Source organism: Nocardia sp. NPDC049149 (assembly GCF_043197455.1).
GTDB lineage: Bacteria > Actinomycetota > Actinomycetes > Mycobacteriales > Mycobacteriaceae > Nocardia.
Window position 1 is genome coordinate 337821 of the sequence record NZ_JBICTD010000002.1, and the last position, 17571, is coordinate 355391.

The 17571-nt window shown below is 65.6% G+C and carries 15 protein-coding genes; 3 read left to right on the top strand and 12 right to left on the bottom strand.

The genetic code is table 11. The features are described from left to right. Positions 1-42: 42 nt before the first annotated feature. On the bottom strand, positions 43-633 hold the full coding sequence (locus tag ACGFNJ_RS07280) for a DUF6801 domain-containing protein (RefSeq protein WP_393444451.1): 591 nt from the start codon (positions 631-633) through the stop codon (positions 43-45). 170 nt (positions 634-803) lie between these two features. Between ACGFNJ_RS07280 and ACGFNJ_RS07285 the strand changes: the two genes are divergently transcribed. Further along, positions 804-1553 carry an SDR family oxidoreductase gene (locus tag ACGFNJ_RS07285; RefSeq protein WP_393444453.1) on the top strand — a complete coding sequence of 250 codons (750 nt, stop codon included), beginning with the start codon at positions 804-806 and terminating at the stop codon, positions 1551-1553. A 55-nt stretch (positions 1554-1608) separates the two neighbouring features. Here the strand turns inward: ACGFNJ_RS07285 and ACGFNJ_RS07290 are convergent, their stop codons facing one another. Together ACGFNJ_RS07290 and ACGFNJ_RS07295 are read right to left on the bottom strand one after the other, a co-directional pair. After that, positions 1609-3216, bottom strand: coding sequence for an ABC transporter substrate-binding protein (locus ACGFNJ_RS07290; protein WP_393444455.1), 1608 nt, complete (start codon positions 3214-3216; stop codon positions 1609-1611). Between the two features lie 198 nt (positions 3217-3414). Then, a complete protein-coding gene (locus ACGFNJ_RS07295) occupies positions 3415-4977 on the bottom strand; it encodes an ABC transporter substrate-binding protein (RefSeq protein ID WP_393445882.1) in 1563 nt (520 codons plus the stop codon). A gap of 564 nt (positions 4978-5541) precedes the next feature. Here ACGFNJ_RS07295 and ACGFNJ_RS07300 point away from each other — a divergent pair. Next, a complete protein-coding gene (locus tag ACGFNJ_RS07300; RefSeq protein ID WP_393444457.1) occupies positions 5542-6294 on the top strand; it encodes a PIG-L deacetylase family protein in 753 nt (250 codons plus the stop codon). Positions 6295-6478: 184 nt separating this feature from the next. On the opposite strand, the gene ACGFNJ_RS07305 is transcribed toward ACGFNJ_RS07300, so the two are convergent. Further along, a complete protein-coding gene (locus tag ACGFNJ_RS07305; protein WP_393444459.1) occupies positions 6479-7060 on the bottom strand; it encodes a TerD family protein in 582 nt (193 codons plus the stop codon). A gap of 5 nt (positions 7061-7065) precedes the next feature. Then, the gene (locus tag ACGFNJ_RS07310) at positions 7066-7545 is read right to left on the bottom strand and encodes a MarR family winged helix-turn-helix transcriptional regulator (RefSeq protein WP_393444462.1); all 480 of its coding nucleotides are present in this window, start codon (positions 7543-7545) and stop codon (positions 7066-7068) included. Between the two features lie 155 nt (positions 7546-7700). On the opposite strand from ACGFNJ_RS07310, the gene ACGFNJ_RS07315 reads away from it, so the two are divergent. Then, the gene (locus ACGFNJ_RS07315) at positions 7701-9125 is read left to right on the top strand and encodes a pyridoxal phosphate-dependent decarboxylase family protein (RefSeq protein ID WP_393444464.1); all 1425 of its coding nucleotides are present in this window, start codon (positions 7701-7703) and stop codon (positions 9123-9125) included. Between the two features lie 8 nt (positions 9126-9133). Here the strand turns inward: ACGFNJ_RS07315 and ACGFNJ_RS07320 are convergent, their stop codons facing one another. The 7 genes from ACGFNJ_RS07320 to ACGFNJ_RS07350 all read right to left on the bottom strand — a co-directional run bounded on the left by ACGFNJ_RS07320 (position 9134) and on the right by ACGFNJ_RS07350 (position 17545). Beyond that, positions 9134-9919: a VWA domain-containing protein gene (locus ACGFNJ_RS07320; RefSeq protein ID WP_393444466.1), complete on the bottom strand. Its 786-nt coding sequence runs from the start codon at positions 9917-9919 to the stop codon at positions 9134-9136. Positions 9920-10017: 98 nt separating this feature from the next. Beyond that, complete coding sequence (locus ACGFNJ_RS07325) at positions 10018-10677, bottom strand: RraA family protein (RefSeq protein ID WP_393444468.1); 660 nt, start codon at positions 10675-10677, stop codon at positions 10018-10020. A 120-nt stretch (positions 10678-10797) separates the two neighbouring features. Next, positions 10798-13050: a TIM-barrel domain-containing protein gene (locus tag ACGFNJ_RS07330; RefSeq protein ID WP_393444470.1), complete on the bottom strand. Its 2253-nt coding sequence runs from the start codon at positions 13048-13050 to the stop codon at positions 10798-10800. A 161-nt stretch (positions 13051-13211) separates the two neighbouring features. After that, positions 13212-14405, bottom strand: a complete 1194-nt coding sequence (locus ACGFNJ_RS07335; protein WP_393444472.1) for a hypothetical protein — start codon at positions 14403-14405, stop codon at positions 13212-13214. After that, entirely contained in the window at positions 14402-14608 is a 207-nt protein-coding gene (locus ACGFNJ_RS07340) for a hypothetical protein (RefSeq protein WP_393444474.1), read from the bottom strand. Before ACGFNJ_RS07340 ends, ACGFNJ_RS07335 begins: the two co-directional genes overlap by 4 nt. Positions 14609-14763: 155 nt before the next feature. Continuing rightward, a complete protein-coding gene (locus ACGFNJ_RS07345; protein ID WP_393444476.1) occupies positions 14764-15549 on the bottom strand; it encodes a Rossmann-like fold-containing protein in 786 nt (261 codons plus the stop codon). Positions 15550-15775: 226 nt separating this feature from the next. After that, positions 15776-17545, bottom strand: a complete 1770-nt coding sequence (locus ACGFNJ_RS07350) for a sugar-binding protein (RefSeq protein WP_393444478.1) — start codon at positions 17543-17545, stop codon at positions 15776-15778. Positions 17546-17571: the final 26 nt, after the last annotated feature.

The window sequence follows — 17571 nt, forward strand, 5'->3', positions numbered from 1 at the left end:
GAGCTGGGTGGCCCCACCACTACCAGGAAGTCTGTACCCGAGCTAGCGCACGGTGAATCCGCCGAGGGCGCGGTCGCCGCGGAAACCACATTGGGAGGCGATATTGGTCCCGGTGTCGAGCTGGGCACGGATCACGGCCGCGCTGGCGAGCACGACTGAGGCAGGCCCCGGCGTATTCGGGGCGTGCAGCGGATAGCTTGCCGATCCCGCGAACGTCATCGGGACGTCGGTCGGCGGTAGCGGAACGGCGGAGGTGCGGACATCGACGGTCGCCGACGGCGTGAAATTGCCTGCGCTGTCTTTGGCGTGCACCTGCGTGCCGAATATTCCGACCGCGCTGCTTCCGCCTTTCGCCCGGATCGCCTTGGCCATCTCCGGTCCGAATTCGGCGGTGAATTCGAAAGTCAGACTGCCGAATTGGGCGCCGGCGGGCACGCTGTCGGGCAGGTCTCCGGTCACCTTCGCGGAGATCGTTCCTGCCAGTTTCGGGTCCTGACAGAACATGTCGAACGTGCGGTCCACGTGGGTGTCCGCGTTGGCGACTCCGGTCCCGAACAGCGTAGCGGCCACCACCGTGATCACCCCGGCGGTCGCGATCCCGATACGCGCGAATGGTGTTGATACCCTGGACATTTAGCGACTCCAGCTTGGTCGATAGGTCGAGCCGACCTCCATGGCCGCCGAATCTACCTCCTCCCCACCGGTGGCGACCACGCCCAAGAAATCGGGGCCTGGGTGGCCCTGCCACTCCCAGGAAGTCCGTAGCCTGGCACGGGCGGCTGACCAGCACGAATGTTGTCGGCATGACAAACAACCTCACCGGCCGCGTCGCGGTCGTCACCGGAGCATCCAGTGGAATCGGCGCCGCCACCGCCAAGCGGCTCGCGGCGGAGGGCGCGAAGGTCGCCCTGCTCGGACGGCGCAAGGATCGGCTCGAAGAGCTGGCGGCCGAGATCGGCGGCGAGGTGCTCGCGGTCGCCGCCGACGTGGCCGTCCAGCAGTCGGTGCTGGACGCCGCCGCGACCGTGCGGGCGGCCTTCGGCCCGGTCGATCTCGTCGTCGCCAACGCGGGCGTGATGCTCGCCGCACCGTTCGAGTCGGCGCAGACCGACGAATGGGATCAGATGGTGGGCACCAACATCAACGGATTGCTCTACACTGGACGGGCTTTCATAGATGACCTGCTCGCCGCGGCGCACCAAGGGCAGCGCGCCGACCTGCTGCACGTCGGCTCCATCGGCGGCCACACGGTGTTCCCCAACTACGGCGTCTACACCGCGACCAAGGCGGCCGTCGCCCATCTGACGCGCAATCTGCGCGCGGAGTTCGGGCCGCGCGGTGTGCGAGTGAAGAACGTCGAACCCGGTTTCGTCACCACCGAACTCGGCGCGGGCATGCTTGACCCTGACCAGAAGACCGAGCTCGCCGAATGGCGCAGCCAGATGGAAATCCTTGTCGCCGAAGACATCGCGGATGCGATCGCCTACGCGGTCGCCGCACCGAAGCGCGTGAATGTCGCCGAGATGATTGTCGTCCCCACCCCGCAGGGCTGAAAGGCGAAGGCCCGCTGATGCGTTCGCACCAGCGGGCCTCGCTTCATTGCTGAAACTACTTCTCGATGCCCTCGAAACTGAACAGGCCGTTCCAGGTGAGTTCGGCCTTCTTCACCTTGTCCGATCGGCCCGCCGCGGCGACATAGTCGAACATCGGAATGTCGGCCATGTCTTTGAACAGCAGGGCCTGCGCCTGAGCGACGATCTTGTTGGACTCTTCCTCGCTCGAGGCGGCCAGCGCGGCATTCAACAGGCCATCGAACTCTTTGCTGTCGTATTTGACGCTGTTGGTCCCGGAAAAACTGTAGTACTGCGAGGTGAGGAACTGCAGCATCGTCGGGTAGTCACCCTGCCACCCGTGCCGGAACGCCTTACCGATGGTCTTGCCGACGATCGCGTCCCTGATGCTCTTGAATGTCGGATACGGCGTGCCGATGGCCTCGATGCCGAGGGTGTTCTTGATGCTGTTCGCCGTGGCCTCGACCCAGGCCTGGTGGCCGCCGTCGGAGTTGTAGGCGATCTCGTAGCGGCCCGACCACGGAGAGAGGGCGTCCGCCTCGGCCCACAGCTTCTTGGCCTCCTCCGGCTTGTACTTCAGCGACTCGTTGCCCGGCAGCGTGTCGTTGTACCCGGGCAGGGTCCGCGCGGTGAAGTCGAGCGACGGAATCCTGGTGCCGTTGAAGATGTTCCGGCAGATCTGCTCGCGGTTGATCGCCATCGAGATGGCCTTGCGCCGCAGCACACCCTCCGCGCCGCCGAAGTGCGGGACGCTGGGTTGGATGCCGAGGGCCGCCTTGTACGCAATCGGCTTCTTGATCGCCCGCTCGCCGAGATCCTTCTCGAAGCTGGTCATCGCGGAGTCGGGAATGACGTCGAGGGCGTCGAGGTTGCCCGCGAGCAGGTCCTGGTAGGCGGTGTCGAAGGACTGGTACATCACGAACCGCAGGCCCTTGTTCTTGGGTACGCGGCCGCCCTTGTAGTCCGGATTGGCCGCCAGGTCGATCTTGACGTTGTGCTCCCACGCCCCTTGCCTGGCGAACTTGTACGGGCCGTTGCCGATCGGGTTCTCCCCGAAGGCCTTCGGGTCCTTGAACGCCGCTTCCGGCAGCGGGAAGAACGGGTGGAACCCGAGGCCGAGCTCGAAGTCGATCGACGGCTGCTTCAACGCCACGGTGAAGGTGCGGTCATCGACCACCTTCAACCCCGACATCGTCTGCGCCACCGGCTTTTCCGCCTGCACATCGTCGAAACCGACGATGGCCGCGAACACATAGTTCTGCAGCTGCGCGTTGGTGGCGAGCGCGCCGAAGTTCCACGCGTCGACGAACGACTTCGCGGTGACCGGCGAGCCGTCGGTGAACTTCCACCCGGATTTGATGGTGATCTTGTAGTTCTTCCGGTCGGGCGACTCGATCGACTCCGCCACCTCGTTGTGCGCTTTACCGTTGGCGTCGTAGTACTTCAAGCCCGCGAACAGCCGATCGACCACCCGGCCGCCCATGTTCTCGTTCGTGTTGGTCGGCACCAACGAGTTCTGCGGCTCCCCGCCATTGACCGTCACGATGCCTGCGTCGGCACCGTCGTCCGACGAACATGCGGTCAACCCCAGGCTTGTGGCCATCAGGGCCGCCGCGAACAGCGCACCAGCTCTTGTGAATCTCATGCGTTCTCCCGATTTCGAAAAGGCCACCGGGACTCCAGGAGCACGAACCGATCGCGGCGCGCCCCACTCCGACCGCCTTGGAATGTCCTCGGACAGTAGCCATTCCGACGACCGTTGTCCCGGGATCGGCGCGGGTACGTCCGAAAGACAAAGGCCCGCTGACGCGTTCGCGTCAGCGGGCCTTTGTTCAGTGTCTTGTTACTTCTCGATCCCTTCGAAATCGAACAGACCGTTCCATGCCATCTCGGCCTTCTTCACCTTGTCCGAGCGACCCGCGGCGGCCGCGTAGTCGAACATCGGAATGTCGGCCATGTCCTTGAACAGCAGGGCCTGCGCCTTGGCGATGATCTTGTACGACTCGTCCTGAGTCGACGCCGCCAGCGCGTCGTTCAGCAGCTTGTCGAACTCCGGGCTGTTGTAGTTGACGTTGTTGGTCTCGGAGAAGCTGTAGTACTGCGCGGTGAGGAACTGCAGCATCGTCGGGTAATCACCCTGCCAGCCGTAGCGGAACGCCTTGTTGATGGTCTTGCCGTTGATCAGATCCCTGATGTTCTTGAACGTCGGGTACGGCGTACCGACCGCCTCGATGCCGAGGGTGTTCTTGATGCTGTTCGCGGTGGCTTCGATCCAGCCTTGGTGGCCGCCGTCGGAGTTGTAGGCGATCTCGTAGGTGCCCGACCACGGCGAAATAGCGTTGGCCTGGGCCCACACCTTCTTCGCCTCCTCCGGGTTGTACTTCAGCACCTCGGAGCCGGGCAGGTTGCCGTCGAAGCCGGGCAGTGTGGCTGCGGTGAAGTCCTTGGCCGGGACCCTGGTGCCACGGAAGATGTTCTCGGAGATCTGCTCCCGGTTGATCGCCATCGAGATGGCCTTGCGCCGCAGCACGCCCTCCTCTCCACCGAAGTGCGGGGTGTTCGTCTGAATACCGATGGCAGCCTTGTAGGCGATCGGCTTGGTGATCGCGCGGTCGCCGAGTTCCTTCTTGTAACTGGCCAGCGCGCCGTCCGGGATCACGTCGAGGCTGTCCAGGTTGCCTGCCAGCAGGTCCTGGTACGCGGTCTCGAAGGTCTGGTACATCACGAACCGCAGGCCCTTGTTCTTGGCCGGGCGGCCGCCCTTGTACTCCGGGTTCGGCACCAGGTCGATCTGCACGTTGTGCTGCCAGGCACCGTTGCTCGCGAACTTGTACGGGCCGTTGCCGACCGGGTTCTCGCCGTAGGCCTTGATGTCCTTGTACGCGACCTCGGGCAGCGGGTAGAACGGCGCGAAGCCGAGGCCGGTCTCGAAGTCGATGGACGGCGACTCGAGCTCGACGGTGAAGGTGCGATCGTCGATCACCTTCAGACCCGACATGGTCTGGGCCGTCGGCTTTTCCGCGGAGACGTCCTTGAAGCCCTTGATCGGATTGAACACGTAGCTCTGCAACTGGGCGTTGGTGCTGAGCGCGCCGAAGTTCCACGCGTCGACGAAGGACTTCGCGGTGACCGGGGTGCCGTCGGAGAACTTCCAGTCCTTCAACGTGATCTTGTAGTTCTTCCGGTCGGTCGACTCGATCGACTGCGCCACCTCGTTGTGCGCGGCACCGCTGGCGTCGTAATACTTCAGCCCGGACCACAGCCGGTCGACGACACGCCCGCCCATGTTCTCGTTCGTGTTGGTCGGCACCAACGGATTCTGCGGCTCGCCCGCGTTCGTGGTGACGATGCTCGAATCAGCGCTATCGCCCGACGAACACGCGGTCAGCCCGAGGCTTGTGGCCATCAGGGCCGCCGCTAGCAGCGCACCAGCTCTTGTGAATCTCACGCCTTCTCCCGATTTCGAACAGGCCGTCGGGACCCTCCGGCGCACGACCCAACCTCACCGTGCGCCAACCCGACCGCCTTGGAATGTCCTCGGACATTAACCATTCCGGCGTCAATTGTCATGGGATCCAGGGATGATCAGCCGCGGACCGGACCGGCTCTGTCACCTCGGTGAGCTGGAATCGAGCGCCCGCCGCGGCCAGGACCCCGCAGCCCGTGCGGTAGCGCGACACCGGCCACATCGCGCCATGGGTTGTTTGCGTGCGACGTCGGCGGGTAGCCGGAGGCCATGAACGAGTCGTCTCTGCGCGCACGCCCGCGCTCGGAGACTTTCGGCACCTGCGAAAACGGACAGCAGTTCGACCTTGTGTCACGCGTGCTGGTTGGCGGTTCACCGATAGAGTGGCCACGAGATATTCCTCATCCCCACCTCCGCGCGCCGAACAGTGCGTGCATCGCAAGGCTTTGCCGCTCATGTGCGCCGACTCGACAGTAATTGCCGTGCCGAGAGCTGGAGGTTCTCATGGTTGCCGAACCACTCATCGACCTTGCCGCACGCGGCACGCCTGAGCGTGTCTGGAACCCGTGGCGGCACAGCAGGCCCGAACTGTCGCTCACCGGCTGGCGGCACCTGATCGTCGTCGCGCCCCACCCCGACGACGAGGTGCTCGGCGTCGGCGGCCTAGTCGCGCTGGCCCGCGCGAACGACCTGCCGGTGACCGTCGTCTCGGTCACCGACGGCGAAGCATCCCATCCCGGCTCGCGGTCGCACTCCCCGGCCAGGATCGCCGAGCTGCGCGTGCAGGAATCACGCCGCGCCGCTAGGGAATTGGATGTCTCGGCGCCGATTCGACTAGGTATCACCGACGGCAAAGTCGCCGACAACGAGGCGGAGGTGACCGAGGCGCTCGGCGATATCCTCGCCCACTGCGGTCATACCGGCGCGTGGTGCGCGACGAGCTGGCGGCGCGACGGCCACCCCGATCACGAAGCCACCGGCCGCGCGGCCGCCGCGGCCTGCGCGGGCACCGCGACCCGGCTGCTCGAGTTCCCGGTGTGGATGTGGCACTGGGCGACCCCCGAACATCCGGTGGTGCCGAGCAGCCGCGCCCGTACCCTGTCGCTCCCGCGTCCTGCCGTGGACGCCAAGGTCCGCGCCATCGCCCAGTTCCACAGCCAGATCCTGCCGATGTCGGCCGACCCCGCCGACCGCCCGATCCTGCCGCCGCACGTCATCGACCGCTTCACCGGCACAACGGAGACCTTCTTCGTCTAGGTGAGCGTCACATCAGCCTGCGCATGAAGTAGGTGTATTCGAGGTCGCTGGTGTACGCCCGCTCGTCGACATTGGCGCTGTCGCCGTGGCCGCCGGCCGTGCGCAGGCCAGCTGATCTCGCTCCCGCTGGGCCTGCGGCGAATTCGATCAGCCGACCCGACGACGACCTGGGCAGTGCGACCGCCTATTGCAGCGCGAAGCGCAGTAGCGCCTGCTTGTCTCCCTGCTTGATCTTGCCCTTGCGGTCGAGCACCTCCAGCTGCCAGGTGGCGCCGTTGCGGAACGCGCGGGCGATCGCGTTGGCGTTGTCCGAGCCGAGCAGCGACGGCCAGATGTCGGCGACCTGCTGGGTGCTGCCACCGCTCGCGTCGTACACCTTGAACGACACGTTGTTCGCTTTTTCGAACGACGAACCCTTCTTGAACGCCGCGGCGACGAACACGATGGAATCGATGCCGCCGGGCACATTCTCGAAGGTGACGTGCACGGTCTCGTCGTCACCGACCGCGGCACCGGTCTGTTCGTCGCCGGTGTGCAGCACCGATCCGTTGCCGAGCGGGTCGAGCGAATCGAGTCCGGCGAATCGCACCGGCTCGCTGCCCTGCATGAGGATGGCGATCAGGTCGAGGTCGACACCGCGCTTGCGGCGCAACAGGCCCATTGCCCCGCCACTGGTCCCCGCCGACGGATCCCAGCTCACCCCGACACTAAGTTTGGTGACGCCTGCGAGATCCGCGGCGCCGTCTTCCTTTTTGAGCGTGATCATGCGTCTCAGACTAGCGGCGATTCGGTATTTTCAAGGGGCAGAGCAACTCTCGCACGCAGCGAGGCAGCCTTTGCCAGCAACCGGTGCAGCTGTCGCTGTTCCTTGTTGGATAATCGCTGCAGCGGGGAGTGCGCGGTCATCGCGTCGACCAGCTTTTCGCGGTGCGCGAGGCCCGAGATGCTCAGCGCGACGACCTTCACTCGCTTGTCGCCGGGACCAGGCCTGCGCTCGACGATCCCGCGCTTCTCCAGCTTGTCGATGATGAAGGTGACCGTCGACGGATCGCTGCAGGTGCGGCGCGCGAGCTCGGACATCGAGGGCGGTGGCGCCGTCGGGGCCAGGTGCCACAAAACATTGGCAGAGGGCGCGGTGAGATCCAACTCCCGCAGCACGCTCACCAACGCGGCGTCGAGTTGATCGGTGACCGAGCGGAGCCCGGCGAGCAGGAGGTAACCCAGGTCCGCGTCGTGCAGTTCCGCTGTCACGACATCAGTCTAGCCAGCTACTTGGAGACACGTAGAAAGTTACTTTGACACTCGAAATTGCCAGGCGCGCTTTCGGCTGGCCTCGCAGGCCACTCGCCAAAAGCCCTGGCCAACTGGCTCTTTACAAACTAGACCAGCACGCGGTTCGGTGAGGCATGGCCGATCCGCTGAAGGAACAGGATATCGCGGCACCCGCGCTGGAGTTGGTACACCACGCGGCGGAACCGTATCTGAACAGTCTGCCGGAGCGACTGGTGCACGACACCGCGCTCGACCCGCTCATCGAGGAACTCACGGGGCCGCTGCCCGAGCAGGGCGACGGCACCATGGCGGCCGTCGAACAGTTGCTCACGGTCGGCACCAAGGCCGCCATCCACACCGCAGGGCCGCGCTTCTTCCATCTCGTGGTCGGCGGGGCGACGCCCGCCGCGATGGCCGGTGACTGGATCGCCACCCTGCTCGACCAGAACGCGGGACTGTGGGTCAGCTCGCCGCTGGCATCGCGCACCGAAACCGTCGTGCTCGGCTGGCTCAAGGAGTTGTTCGGCCTGCCACCGGAGTTCGGCGCGGTGCTCACCCCGAGCGCCACCTTCGCGAATCTGACCGGACTGGCCGCCGCCCGGCGCTGGTGGGCCGAACGGCACGGGGTCGACGTCGTCGCGGACGGCTTGGCGGGATTGCCGCGCATGCCGGTGCTGTCCAGCGGACTGGTACACGCGAGCACCCGCAAGGCTTTGCAGATCCTCGGCTGCGGGCGAGATACGGTGCGCACCTTCGCCCGTGACGATGCGGGGCGGGTCGATCTGCCTGCGCTCGAGCAGGCATTGCATGAGCTCGGTGGTGCGCCCGCGGTGCTGGTCGCGAACCTCGGTGAGGTCAATACCGGCGACAGCGACCCGATCAGCGAGATGGCCGACCTTGCCGAAAAGTATGGCGCCTGGCTGCATGTCGACGGCGCGTTCGGACTGTTCGCGGCGGTGTCGCCACGCACAGCGGCGCTGGCGCGTGGCATCGAACGGGCCGACTCGATCACCGGCGACGGCCACAAGTGGCTGAATGTGCCGCAAGAGAGTGGCTTTTCGTTCATCAAAGACAGCACCGCGCTCGGTAAGACCTTCGGCAGTTGGGGCGCGGCCTACCTACCGACGCTCGACGACGAGCAGATCAGCTACAACATGCACGGCCCCGAATCCTCGCGCCGCGCTCGCGCATTCCCCATCTGGGCGACGCTGCGCGCATACGGCCGAGTCGGCTATCAGGAAATGGTCGAGCGCCACCTCGACGTGGCGGCCCATCTCGGCCGGGTCGTCGACGAGGCACCGGATTTCGAGCTGCTCGCGCCAGTGCAGTTGTGTGTCACCTGCTTTCGCTACCGGCCACCCGGCGTTGCGGAAGCAGACTTGAACGACCTCAACGCCCGGCTCGGCGCGGCGATTCTCGAGGACGGACGCGTCTATGTCGGCACGACCACCTATCGGGGCATGACCGCGCTGCGCCCCACCTTCGTCAACTGGCGCATCACCGACCCGGAGGCAGACCTGCTCGTCCACGTCATCCGCGAGATCGGCCCGCGGCTATAGGGTTTCGCTCACCTGCGGCACGTCACCAGATCGAACGCCTTGGTCAGTTCGTCGAGGCTGGTCGCGGTATGGAAGGTGCCACCCGTCAGGCGGGCGATCTCGCGCAGTGAGTCGTGTTCGGCGGGCACCGGGACCCGATCCGGTGGCGGCGGCGGGCCCTCGTTCGGCACCACACCTCGCGGAAACTCGATCACGCCCGCTGTCGTCCCCAGTGCGATGGTCGAGACCCGAACGTTGCGCTGCTTGGCGTCGCGCGCGGCCGGGTACGCGCCGCGCGGCTCGTCGAGACCTGCCGGGACCGTCTGTTTGCCATCGGAGAGCAGCACGATCTGAGCAGGCTGCGGCGTCGGGCCCGCGGCGGACAAGGCGTCGAGTGCTTGGTAGATGCCCTCGCCCGTCGCGGTCCGTTCCTTCAGCTCGAGCTTGCCGAGCGCCGCCTTGACGGTGTCGCGGTTCGTGCTCGGTGCCACGAGTGTTAGGCCGGTGCCTGCGAATTCGACCAATCCAAGCAGTGTCTCGGGCGGCAGCTTGGTCGCGAAGACGGTGCTCGCCTGCTGAGCGACCACCAATCTGGTCGGTGCAACGTCGGTCGCCTGCATCGAGAGCGACACATCGAACAGGAGGATCACCGTAGCGTCGCACTTGCCTGCGGTGTAGGTACCGGAAACCTCTCGACCACACGCCGAAGCCCCGACCGCGAAGGCCAGGATCGACACCAGCGCCACCGACCTCGACCAGGTGTCCGCGCGGCGCCGGTGGAATTGCCGCGCGCGAGCGCGCCGAAGAGTCAGCATTGATGCGACGTCCTTCCGAGGGAACGTCCTATCCCCCGCCTCGAGAATATCGCACTGCCCAGTGTCGACACTGCCGAAAGCCGGGCCTCATGTCGTACTCAGACCAGGAAGGCAAGGGCAGACGGTTCCCCTCGACGCAACGCCTCGGCGTGTGCGACGACGTTGACCGCCTCGCTCAATGTCGAACCAGCGTCGAGCTTCTCGACGACCCCGGCCTCGGCTGCCTTGACGCCTGCCGCAGCATCGAGGAGTGCCTCGATCCGCCCGGGATCGACGACGATGACGCCTTCCTCGTCGGCGAGGATCAACTCACCTGGAGTCACCTGAACGCCACCGCACTCCACTGGGATCTGTAGTTCGCCGAGATCGGCGGTCGTGCCAGCCATCGGGGTGACGAAGCGGCTGTAGATCGGGAGCGGGCAGTCACGGACATACCCGATGTCGCGGTATCCGCCGTCGACGATGATGCCGCCGAGCTGCCGGACGAGCGCGCCGCGGGCGAAAAGTTCTCCGGCGAAGGCGATGTCGCTGCCGCCACCGTCGACGACGATGACGTCACCCGGCGCGGCGGATTCGATGGCGCGCAGCACGCCGAAGAAGTCGCCGCGGCAGCGCACTGTGAAAGCCGTTCCGGCAATGCGCGGTTCGGCAGAGCGGAGCCGAATACCGCTGTCCAGCACCCGCGTCGACTTGTCGGCGTCGCAGAGCGCCGTCGTGTCGACGGATCGGAACTTCGCGGCAAGATGATCGGCAAGCATCGGCGACGCCCCTTCGAGGCTCGGAGAATGTGCGGTCGGGTCGACTCTACTGACGCAGGCGACCGACAACCACGGAAGGCGAGCCCCCGACCGGTGCTCGCCTTCCGTGGGTTCGCCAGGCTAGCCGCCCACAGCGGTCGTGCCGACGAGCGTGACAGTCGAGGCCGACGTGGCGTTCACCGGATCGGTCTTGACGTAGACGACACCGCCGCGATCGTTCGGGTCGAACCACCAGCCGTTGCGCGCCTTGTCGAGATCGGCGCGGCTGGCTCGCTTGTCCAGCTTGCCGAGGTCGGTGCGCACCTCGTTCGGTGCGGAACTCGAATGCACGGCGAGCTCGTAGCGTCGGGCGGCCGCCTTGCCGGGGTAGGACCCCTCGGTCGCGCCGATGCGCACTTCGACTGTGCCACGGCCGGATCCGGGCGCCTGCACGGCGAACACCTGACTGGACTGCTCACCGCGCTGATAGCCGCGGGTCACTCCGTCGTCCTCGACGAGCGTGAAGCTGTTCTTGCCCTTCGGGTAGACATCCAGGTTCAGCACGGTCTTGTCGCGGGTCTGCCAGGACTGGGTGCCCTCGGCCCACATCGGCACCACCGCGCCGGCCCGGACGAACAGCGGCAGCCTGTCCAACCCGGCCGCGTACCCGTTCACCGTGGTCGGCCCGGTCCAGGTCTTGCCGGTCCAGTAGTCGACCCAGGTGCCTTCCGGCAGATAGATGCCGTCCCGCACCTCGGCGTCGGTGTACACCGGCGCGACGAGAAAGTCCCTGCCGGAAAGGAATTCGTACTTCGCCTGATCACCCCAGGTGTTGGGGTCGTTCGGGTATTCGAGCGCGAGCGGTCGAACCTGGCCGACGCCGGTGCGGTGCGCCTCCACGGAATGGGTGTAGGTGTAGGGCAGCAGTCGCTCCTTGAGCTGCAAGTACTTTCGATTGATCTCGGTGTACGGCTCGCCGTAGCGCCACGGCTGCTTGTCCTTGGGCGCCCAGCCGTCCATCGTCATGATGGTGGGCAGGAACGCTTTCCACTGCAGGTCCCTGGTGTACGTGCGCGGGCTGCCGTTGAAGATCCCGTCGACATCGCCGGTGTTGTACGCGATGCCCGACATCGCCGCACCCGCGTAGGTGGGAATCTGCCAGCGGATGTAGTCGTAACTGCCGGACTGATCCCCGCTCCACAGCACCGCACAGCGTTGCGCCCCAGCCCAACTCACCGGCGTCCAGACGAAACCGCGTGCGTCGCTGTTCGCCTCGATGCCCTTGTGCGCGGCATCGCACCCGTCGAGGGCGAACTCGTAGCCGGGTCCGACCCAGGCCACATCCAACTTGCGCACCCGCACGCCTGCGGCGACCTCCTCGGCCTGATGCGGCAGTCCGTTCTCGGTCCACAGCCCGAGCTGCATGTTGTCCTTGCGGAGTCCCTCGCCGACCTGCTTCAAATTCTCGTAGCCGCAGCCGTAGCCGTCGTTGACCAGCATCCAGCCGTTCGGCATCTTGTTCTTCACGTACTCGTCGGCGATCTTCACCGCATCGAGGGTGTGCCGCTCGCCCCGATTGGCGTTGTGCAGATAGCAATCGGAGTCGCCCATCTCCAGCCCGTAGATCGGCGGCAGGAACGGCCGCCCGACCAGCCCGGTGTAGGCGGAAATCACGCCCTTCGGACCATCGCCGACCACGTAGACCGCGTCGAACCTGCGCTCCTCGTGAGTGGTGCGCACCGGATTCGTGAACGAGTAGTTGCCGGGCGCAAAGGTATTGCGCAGCACACCGTATCCGCTGCTGGACACATAGAACGGCTGCGAATTGGGCGCACCGCCGTCGTTCCAGTTGTGATCGGCGAAGATCTTGATGGTCTGATCCCGATGGCTGAACCGCCCGTTCTGCTCCCCGCCGCCGAAGAACTGTTCCCGCTCGCCGCGCCCCAGACTCTGGGTGGCGGTTTTGTCCGTCCAGGACAGCGGAGCCGTCTCGGCCCAGATCTGCTTGGCATTCGCGCCGTCGTACAACGCGAACCGCAACGGGTGCTTGTACGCCCGCAGCGTCACCTTCCCGGTGGACAGCGCCCAGTACTCGCCCTTGTTGGTCCTCCTGGGCTTGGTCGGCGAAACATTCTGCGGCAGCACGATTTTGCTGCCTGCCGGATCGGTGAACTTCCCGTCCGGCGCCAGCTGGATGCGTACCGCCTCGGGATTCGGAAAACTCACCCCCACCGCAGCCGAACCCGCGTGCAGCATGACCCGAGGACCGTCGTCGACAACCTTGCTGAGATCTCCCAATTGCCCGGCGGACGAATCCGCCAGCGCAGCGGGTGGCGTGACGAAGGTGCAGGCAACAACCAGCACCCCCAACGCCAGGTGCGTAATTCTGCGCATTATAGAGGCCTTTCACGCGCGGATGAGCATTCAGTGCCGCCTCATGTATAGCCCACCAAACACCACACCAACATCGAAATCCCCTGCATGACAATAGGTTTCAGCGATAGCACGGAAATGAAAAACGCTGGCGGCCTCGAGAAATGGATGTCGCCCGATGATCAGTTGGGGCGGCGAATAGCGTGGATGGCGCGGCGTCCGGTGCGCGTGGTGAGCAACGCGGCCGTGATGCCGGTTACCACGAGGGCGATCGCCAGGTAGGTCCAGATCGTGGCGCGACCGACGATCTGGAGGGTCGCGACAGCGATGCCCGCGGGGACCGTCGCGAGGCTGAACAGCAAGGCGGCGTTCGCGGCGTGCAGATTGTGGGCGTCGCGGACACTCTGATTGAAATCCTGTACCTCACTGAGGATCTGTTCGAAACGTTCGGGCAGGCGATGCTGCTGACGATGCGCCGTCAGCAAGTCGTTCGGCACCCCGTGCATGCTCAGGTGCTGCCACCACAGGCGGTGCCGGAACTCCGTCACGGCACGTTCGAGATGACTCATGCTCGCCGGAGTCGGGGTGTCGATGACGGTGCAGGCCAACTGCTCCTCGAGATCCGCGATACCGTGCAGCTGCAGCTGACCGATCAGGACGGCGTCGAGATAGATGCTGCGGACGTAACCGACAGCCGAACCGTAGAACGGGTCGGCGGCGCCGAGGTCGACCCTGGTCCCGACGAAGGCGACACCGTCGCGCAGCACGAGCGCGGACCAATCAGCGGACAAACGCAGCTTGTTCTCGGTGTCGCGCAACAGATCCGGCGGATGATCGGCGGGTCCGGTGCGAGACGCGAGAGCCCAGAGCCATTGATCGACGTGCGCCCAGTGCAGGTACCGCGGATGCCGATACAGCTGCGGCATCGGACGTTCCGTGGTGAACGCGACCGTATACGGCTTCGCCCCGATGGTTTCGATGGCCAGACCAGGCACGCAGCGTTGCGCGCTGATCTCGAGATCGTCGGGCCAGCGCCGCGCCAGGCTGCGGACGATATCGAGCGGAGTGCCGGTCGTGGCACGCAGATGTATCGCAAGCAGGCCGGTATTTCCTTGCGCGAGAAGGACTTCCGCGGCCATCGACTCCACGCCGTCGACAACCAATTGCAACACCCGATGCCAGCGACGCGGCACGGCATCGGTGCCGTACAACAGCCGCGCGGTGCGCGGCGGGTAATACATGCTGCGCCGGGCCCGATCAGCGACCAACGGCCGACGCGGATCGACGATGTCCACCGGCAACGGACCCACCGGCCAGTCCGGCGGCTGCCGCAGCGTCACCGGATACACGGCGATGACGACGTGACAGCCGCTCACCGGTAGTACTCGTCGACGTCGGGGAGGTCGAGTCGGACCACGTCGACCGCGCCGCCCGACCGATCGGGATCGATGAGAAACCGGACCCACTCACCGATCCGGCTGCCGCGAAATCCTTCGGTGACGACCTCGAGATAGGAGAAGTCGTAGACCAGGGCAGTCTCGTCGTCACGGACGAAGAAGGGCACGGCGTGCGGGCTCACGGCGTCCGCTCGTAGTGCCCCCGCACGTTCCCCACCGGCACCACCCCGTCCTCGCAGATCCGGGCTACATTCCTCTCCACCGTAGACGACGGTCGGACCTGTCCGCGGGCGAAACATCCGATTCGCCCACAGGCGGCGCGGACTGGGCTCTGCCCCTACTGTCCGGTGGCGAGCTTGCGTTTCATCGCCTCGAATTCGGGGTGCAGGCGGGTCCATTCGGGCAGCTGCGCTTCGTCGTAAGCGCGCATGGTGTGCTCGAGTTCGCGAATATCACGCCATTTCGTGGCGTCGCGATACAGCAGGCCTATTTCGTCGGCGACAAAGGTGCCGCCGGTATTTCGGGCGACCCACTTCTGACCGAGGTTGATATGTTGCAGGAATTCGAGTCCTGCGCGTTCACCATATTCGATGGCGTACTTGGCGTTTTCGAGTTGCAGGCCTTGGAATCCGAGGCCACCCTTCGGATTCTTGCCGAGGTAGGGCCAGCCGACGACCGTGATCAACACGAGTCCGTAGGGTACGCGCGTGCGGGCTGTCTGCTTGAGCACGCCATCGAACAGCTGGCTGTTCGAGCCGATACTTTCGACGTAGGACACCATCGACGGATCCGCGCTGCTGCCATAGTTTCCGGTGTGCGGATTGCGGAAGATCACCAGATCGAACGGGCCGTAGAAGGGATGGTTGACCGCGTCGACACCCAACTGCACGTTGACTCCGGACCGGGTGAGCGCGCCGATGTTCTCCATCACCCGCGCACCGTACTGCCTCCTGAGCTGCTCTTCGTTGCGTAACTCCGTTGCCATCACATCCACCGGAACGTGCGCACGCCAGTTCGATGGGTCGAAAGCCTGAAAGGCGGGCATCTTCAGCATCTGAAGCGTTTCCTGGAGATATTCGATCACATAGGAGAAATCGCCGCAGCCGTAGAGGATTACACGCATGGGAAGACCTGCGATTCTGCAAAGAAGGTTCACATTCCGAGCAGTGTCCGGAATGGTCGTGCATCCAGTGTAGGATCGTATGTCATTGCGGCGCAGGCAATTCGCTACGCGAACCGTCGGTTATGTTTCAACGCAACAAGATTCGGCATTCCAGGCAAATGATCTCCGTCGGGTCGGCGGCCATGGAGCGTGGCGAAGATAGTGCGAGACAACGAATTGCCGCCGCTCACCGGCCGCGCGGCGCTCCCGCCAGCGGAACTCCGGTGCGCCGGGCCTGCGCGCGCGAGGCAGGAGAGTCCACACTGCGTGTCGCGGTCTGCGGTATGACGGGCGGACTTTCGGCGTGCTGCGCGGACGGGCGATAGCCGTCCAGTGTTGCGGTGCCCCACACGTAGGGGTCCGCCTGCGCGCTGCCGAACGGCGACCAGGCCAGGCGGGAGCGGCCGATCTTGTCGGTCGTGTCGGAGTCGTAGACCAGGATGTTCATCGCGAACGCGGTCGGGTCGACCGGTCCGGGCAGCGCGGTCAGCGGGATCTTCACCTCCACCGTGTAGCCGCGGTACGGCTCGGTGACCAGTGCGGCGATCTGGACTCCCGGTGCGGTGTCGCGGGCCTGGCCCTGATGGTTGTCGGCGTCCCGCTCGGCCGCGGCGGTTCCGTCTGCGGTGAAAGGCAGGACACCGAGTTTGAAGGTGGTCGAGGTGTCGACGGAATTGCCGCCGGGATCGATCGCGATTTCGACGGCGTCGGTGCGCCAATGCCGTTTGATGTCGTCCGTCGCGAGTGCCGCACCCTTTCGCTCGTCGGCGACCGTCACCAGCACGTACAGGTCGTCGTCGTGCCTGGACAGCTTGGCCGTCGCCGCACCACCCTCGCCCTGCCAGCGCACGAGTGGCAGTTCAGGGCCCGGATACTCCCCCGGTCCGTCGATGCCGTTGAGCACCGGCGCGCTCGGCACCGCAGGGATCGTGGTGCTCGGCTTCGGCGGATAGTTCGGCTGCACCTGATTTGCCAACCACGGCAACCCAATTCGATCGCACCAGGCCGCGAATTCGGCGTACAGCGGTCTGAGCTCGGCCTGCCGATGCACCGGCGCCTCGACGAAACGCCCCTGCTCGGCCAGCACGGTGAACCAGTCGGAGCCGAGTTGGCTCGGATCCGTCGGCACCTGCGCGGGCATCGCCGTGAAGCCCTGCGTGCGATATATCCGCTGCGCGTCTCGCTCGACCTGTGCCCACGTCGCGTTGTGTGCGCGGGACCGGACACCGGACCACACACCGAGGACCGGCAGGCCGGTCTCGGGATCGATGCGGCGCTGCACGGAAGCCTCTGCGCCCAGCACCGTTTCGAAGGCGTAGCACTGGGCAAGCAGCCTGGTCGGCTGCCACGGCGCCAGCCCTTCGTCGGCAATCTGTTCGGGACAGACCAGCGGGTCGGCGGCCGCTCGGAACGCCTCGATGCCGAGGCGTGCCGACAGTTGATGGCCACCATGCTGATTGAACGGACGCGGACCCATCACCACGATCGTGTGCGGCGTGGTCTCGCGCACCAAGCGCACGATCCGCGCCAGCGTGTCCTGCGCGTCCCATATGCGAGCGGTCAACGGCGCGGAGAGGGTGTACCAGAAGTCCGGCTTGTCGAGGTAATAGATGGTGTCGATGCCTGCGAAGGCATTCGCCTCGCGTTCCTCGGTTTCGCGGATCAGCCCGAGTTCCGGGCCTTCCGCAGGCCCAGCCGCATTTCCGCCGCCTTCGCCACGCGTGACGGTGACGACGCTCGTGCTCAGCCCGAGGTTCTCGCGCCACTGGCCGAAGGTGGCGAGCAGGCTCGATTCATCGTCGGGATGGGCGCCGATGAAGAGCACATCGGTGTGTGGATCCGTTCGGACCGCGGTGTTCGCCGAGCCGTCCGCCGCAAGCCAGACCCCGGCAACGGCGGCAGTCAGAACAGCGCGCCTGCTGACCTTGCGCCAGTCACCACGTTCGGTCGCCTGCATCCAGTGCCCTATCCGTCGCGCGTCGA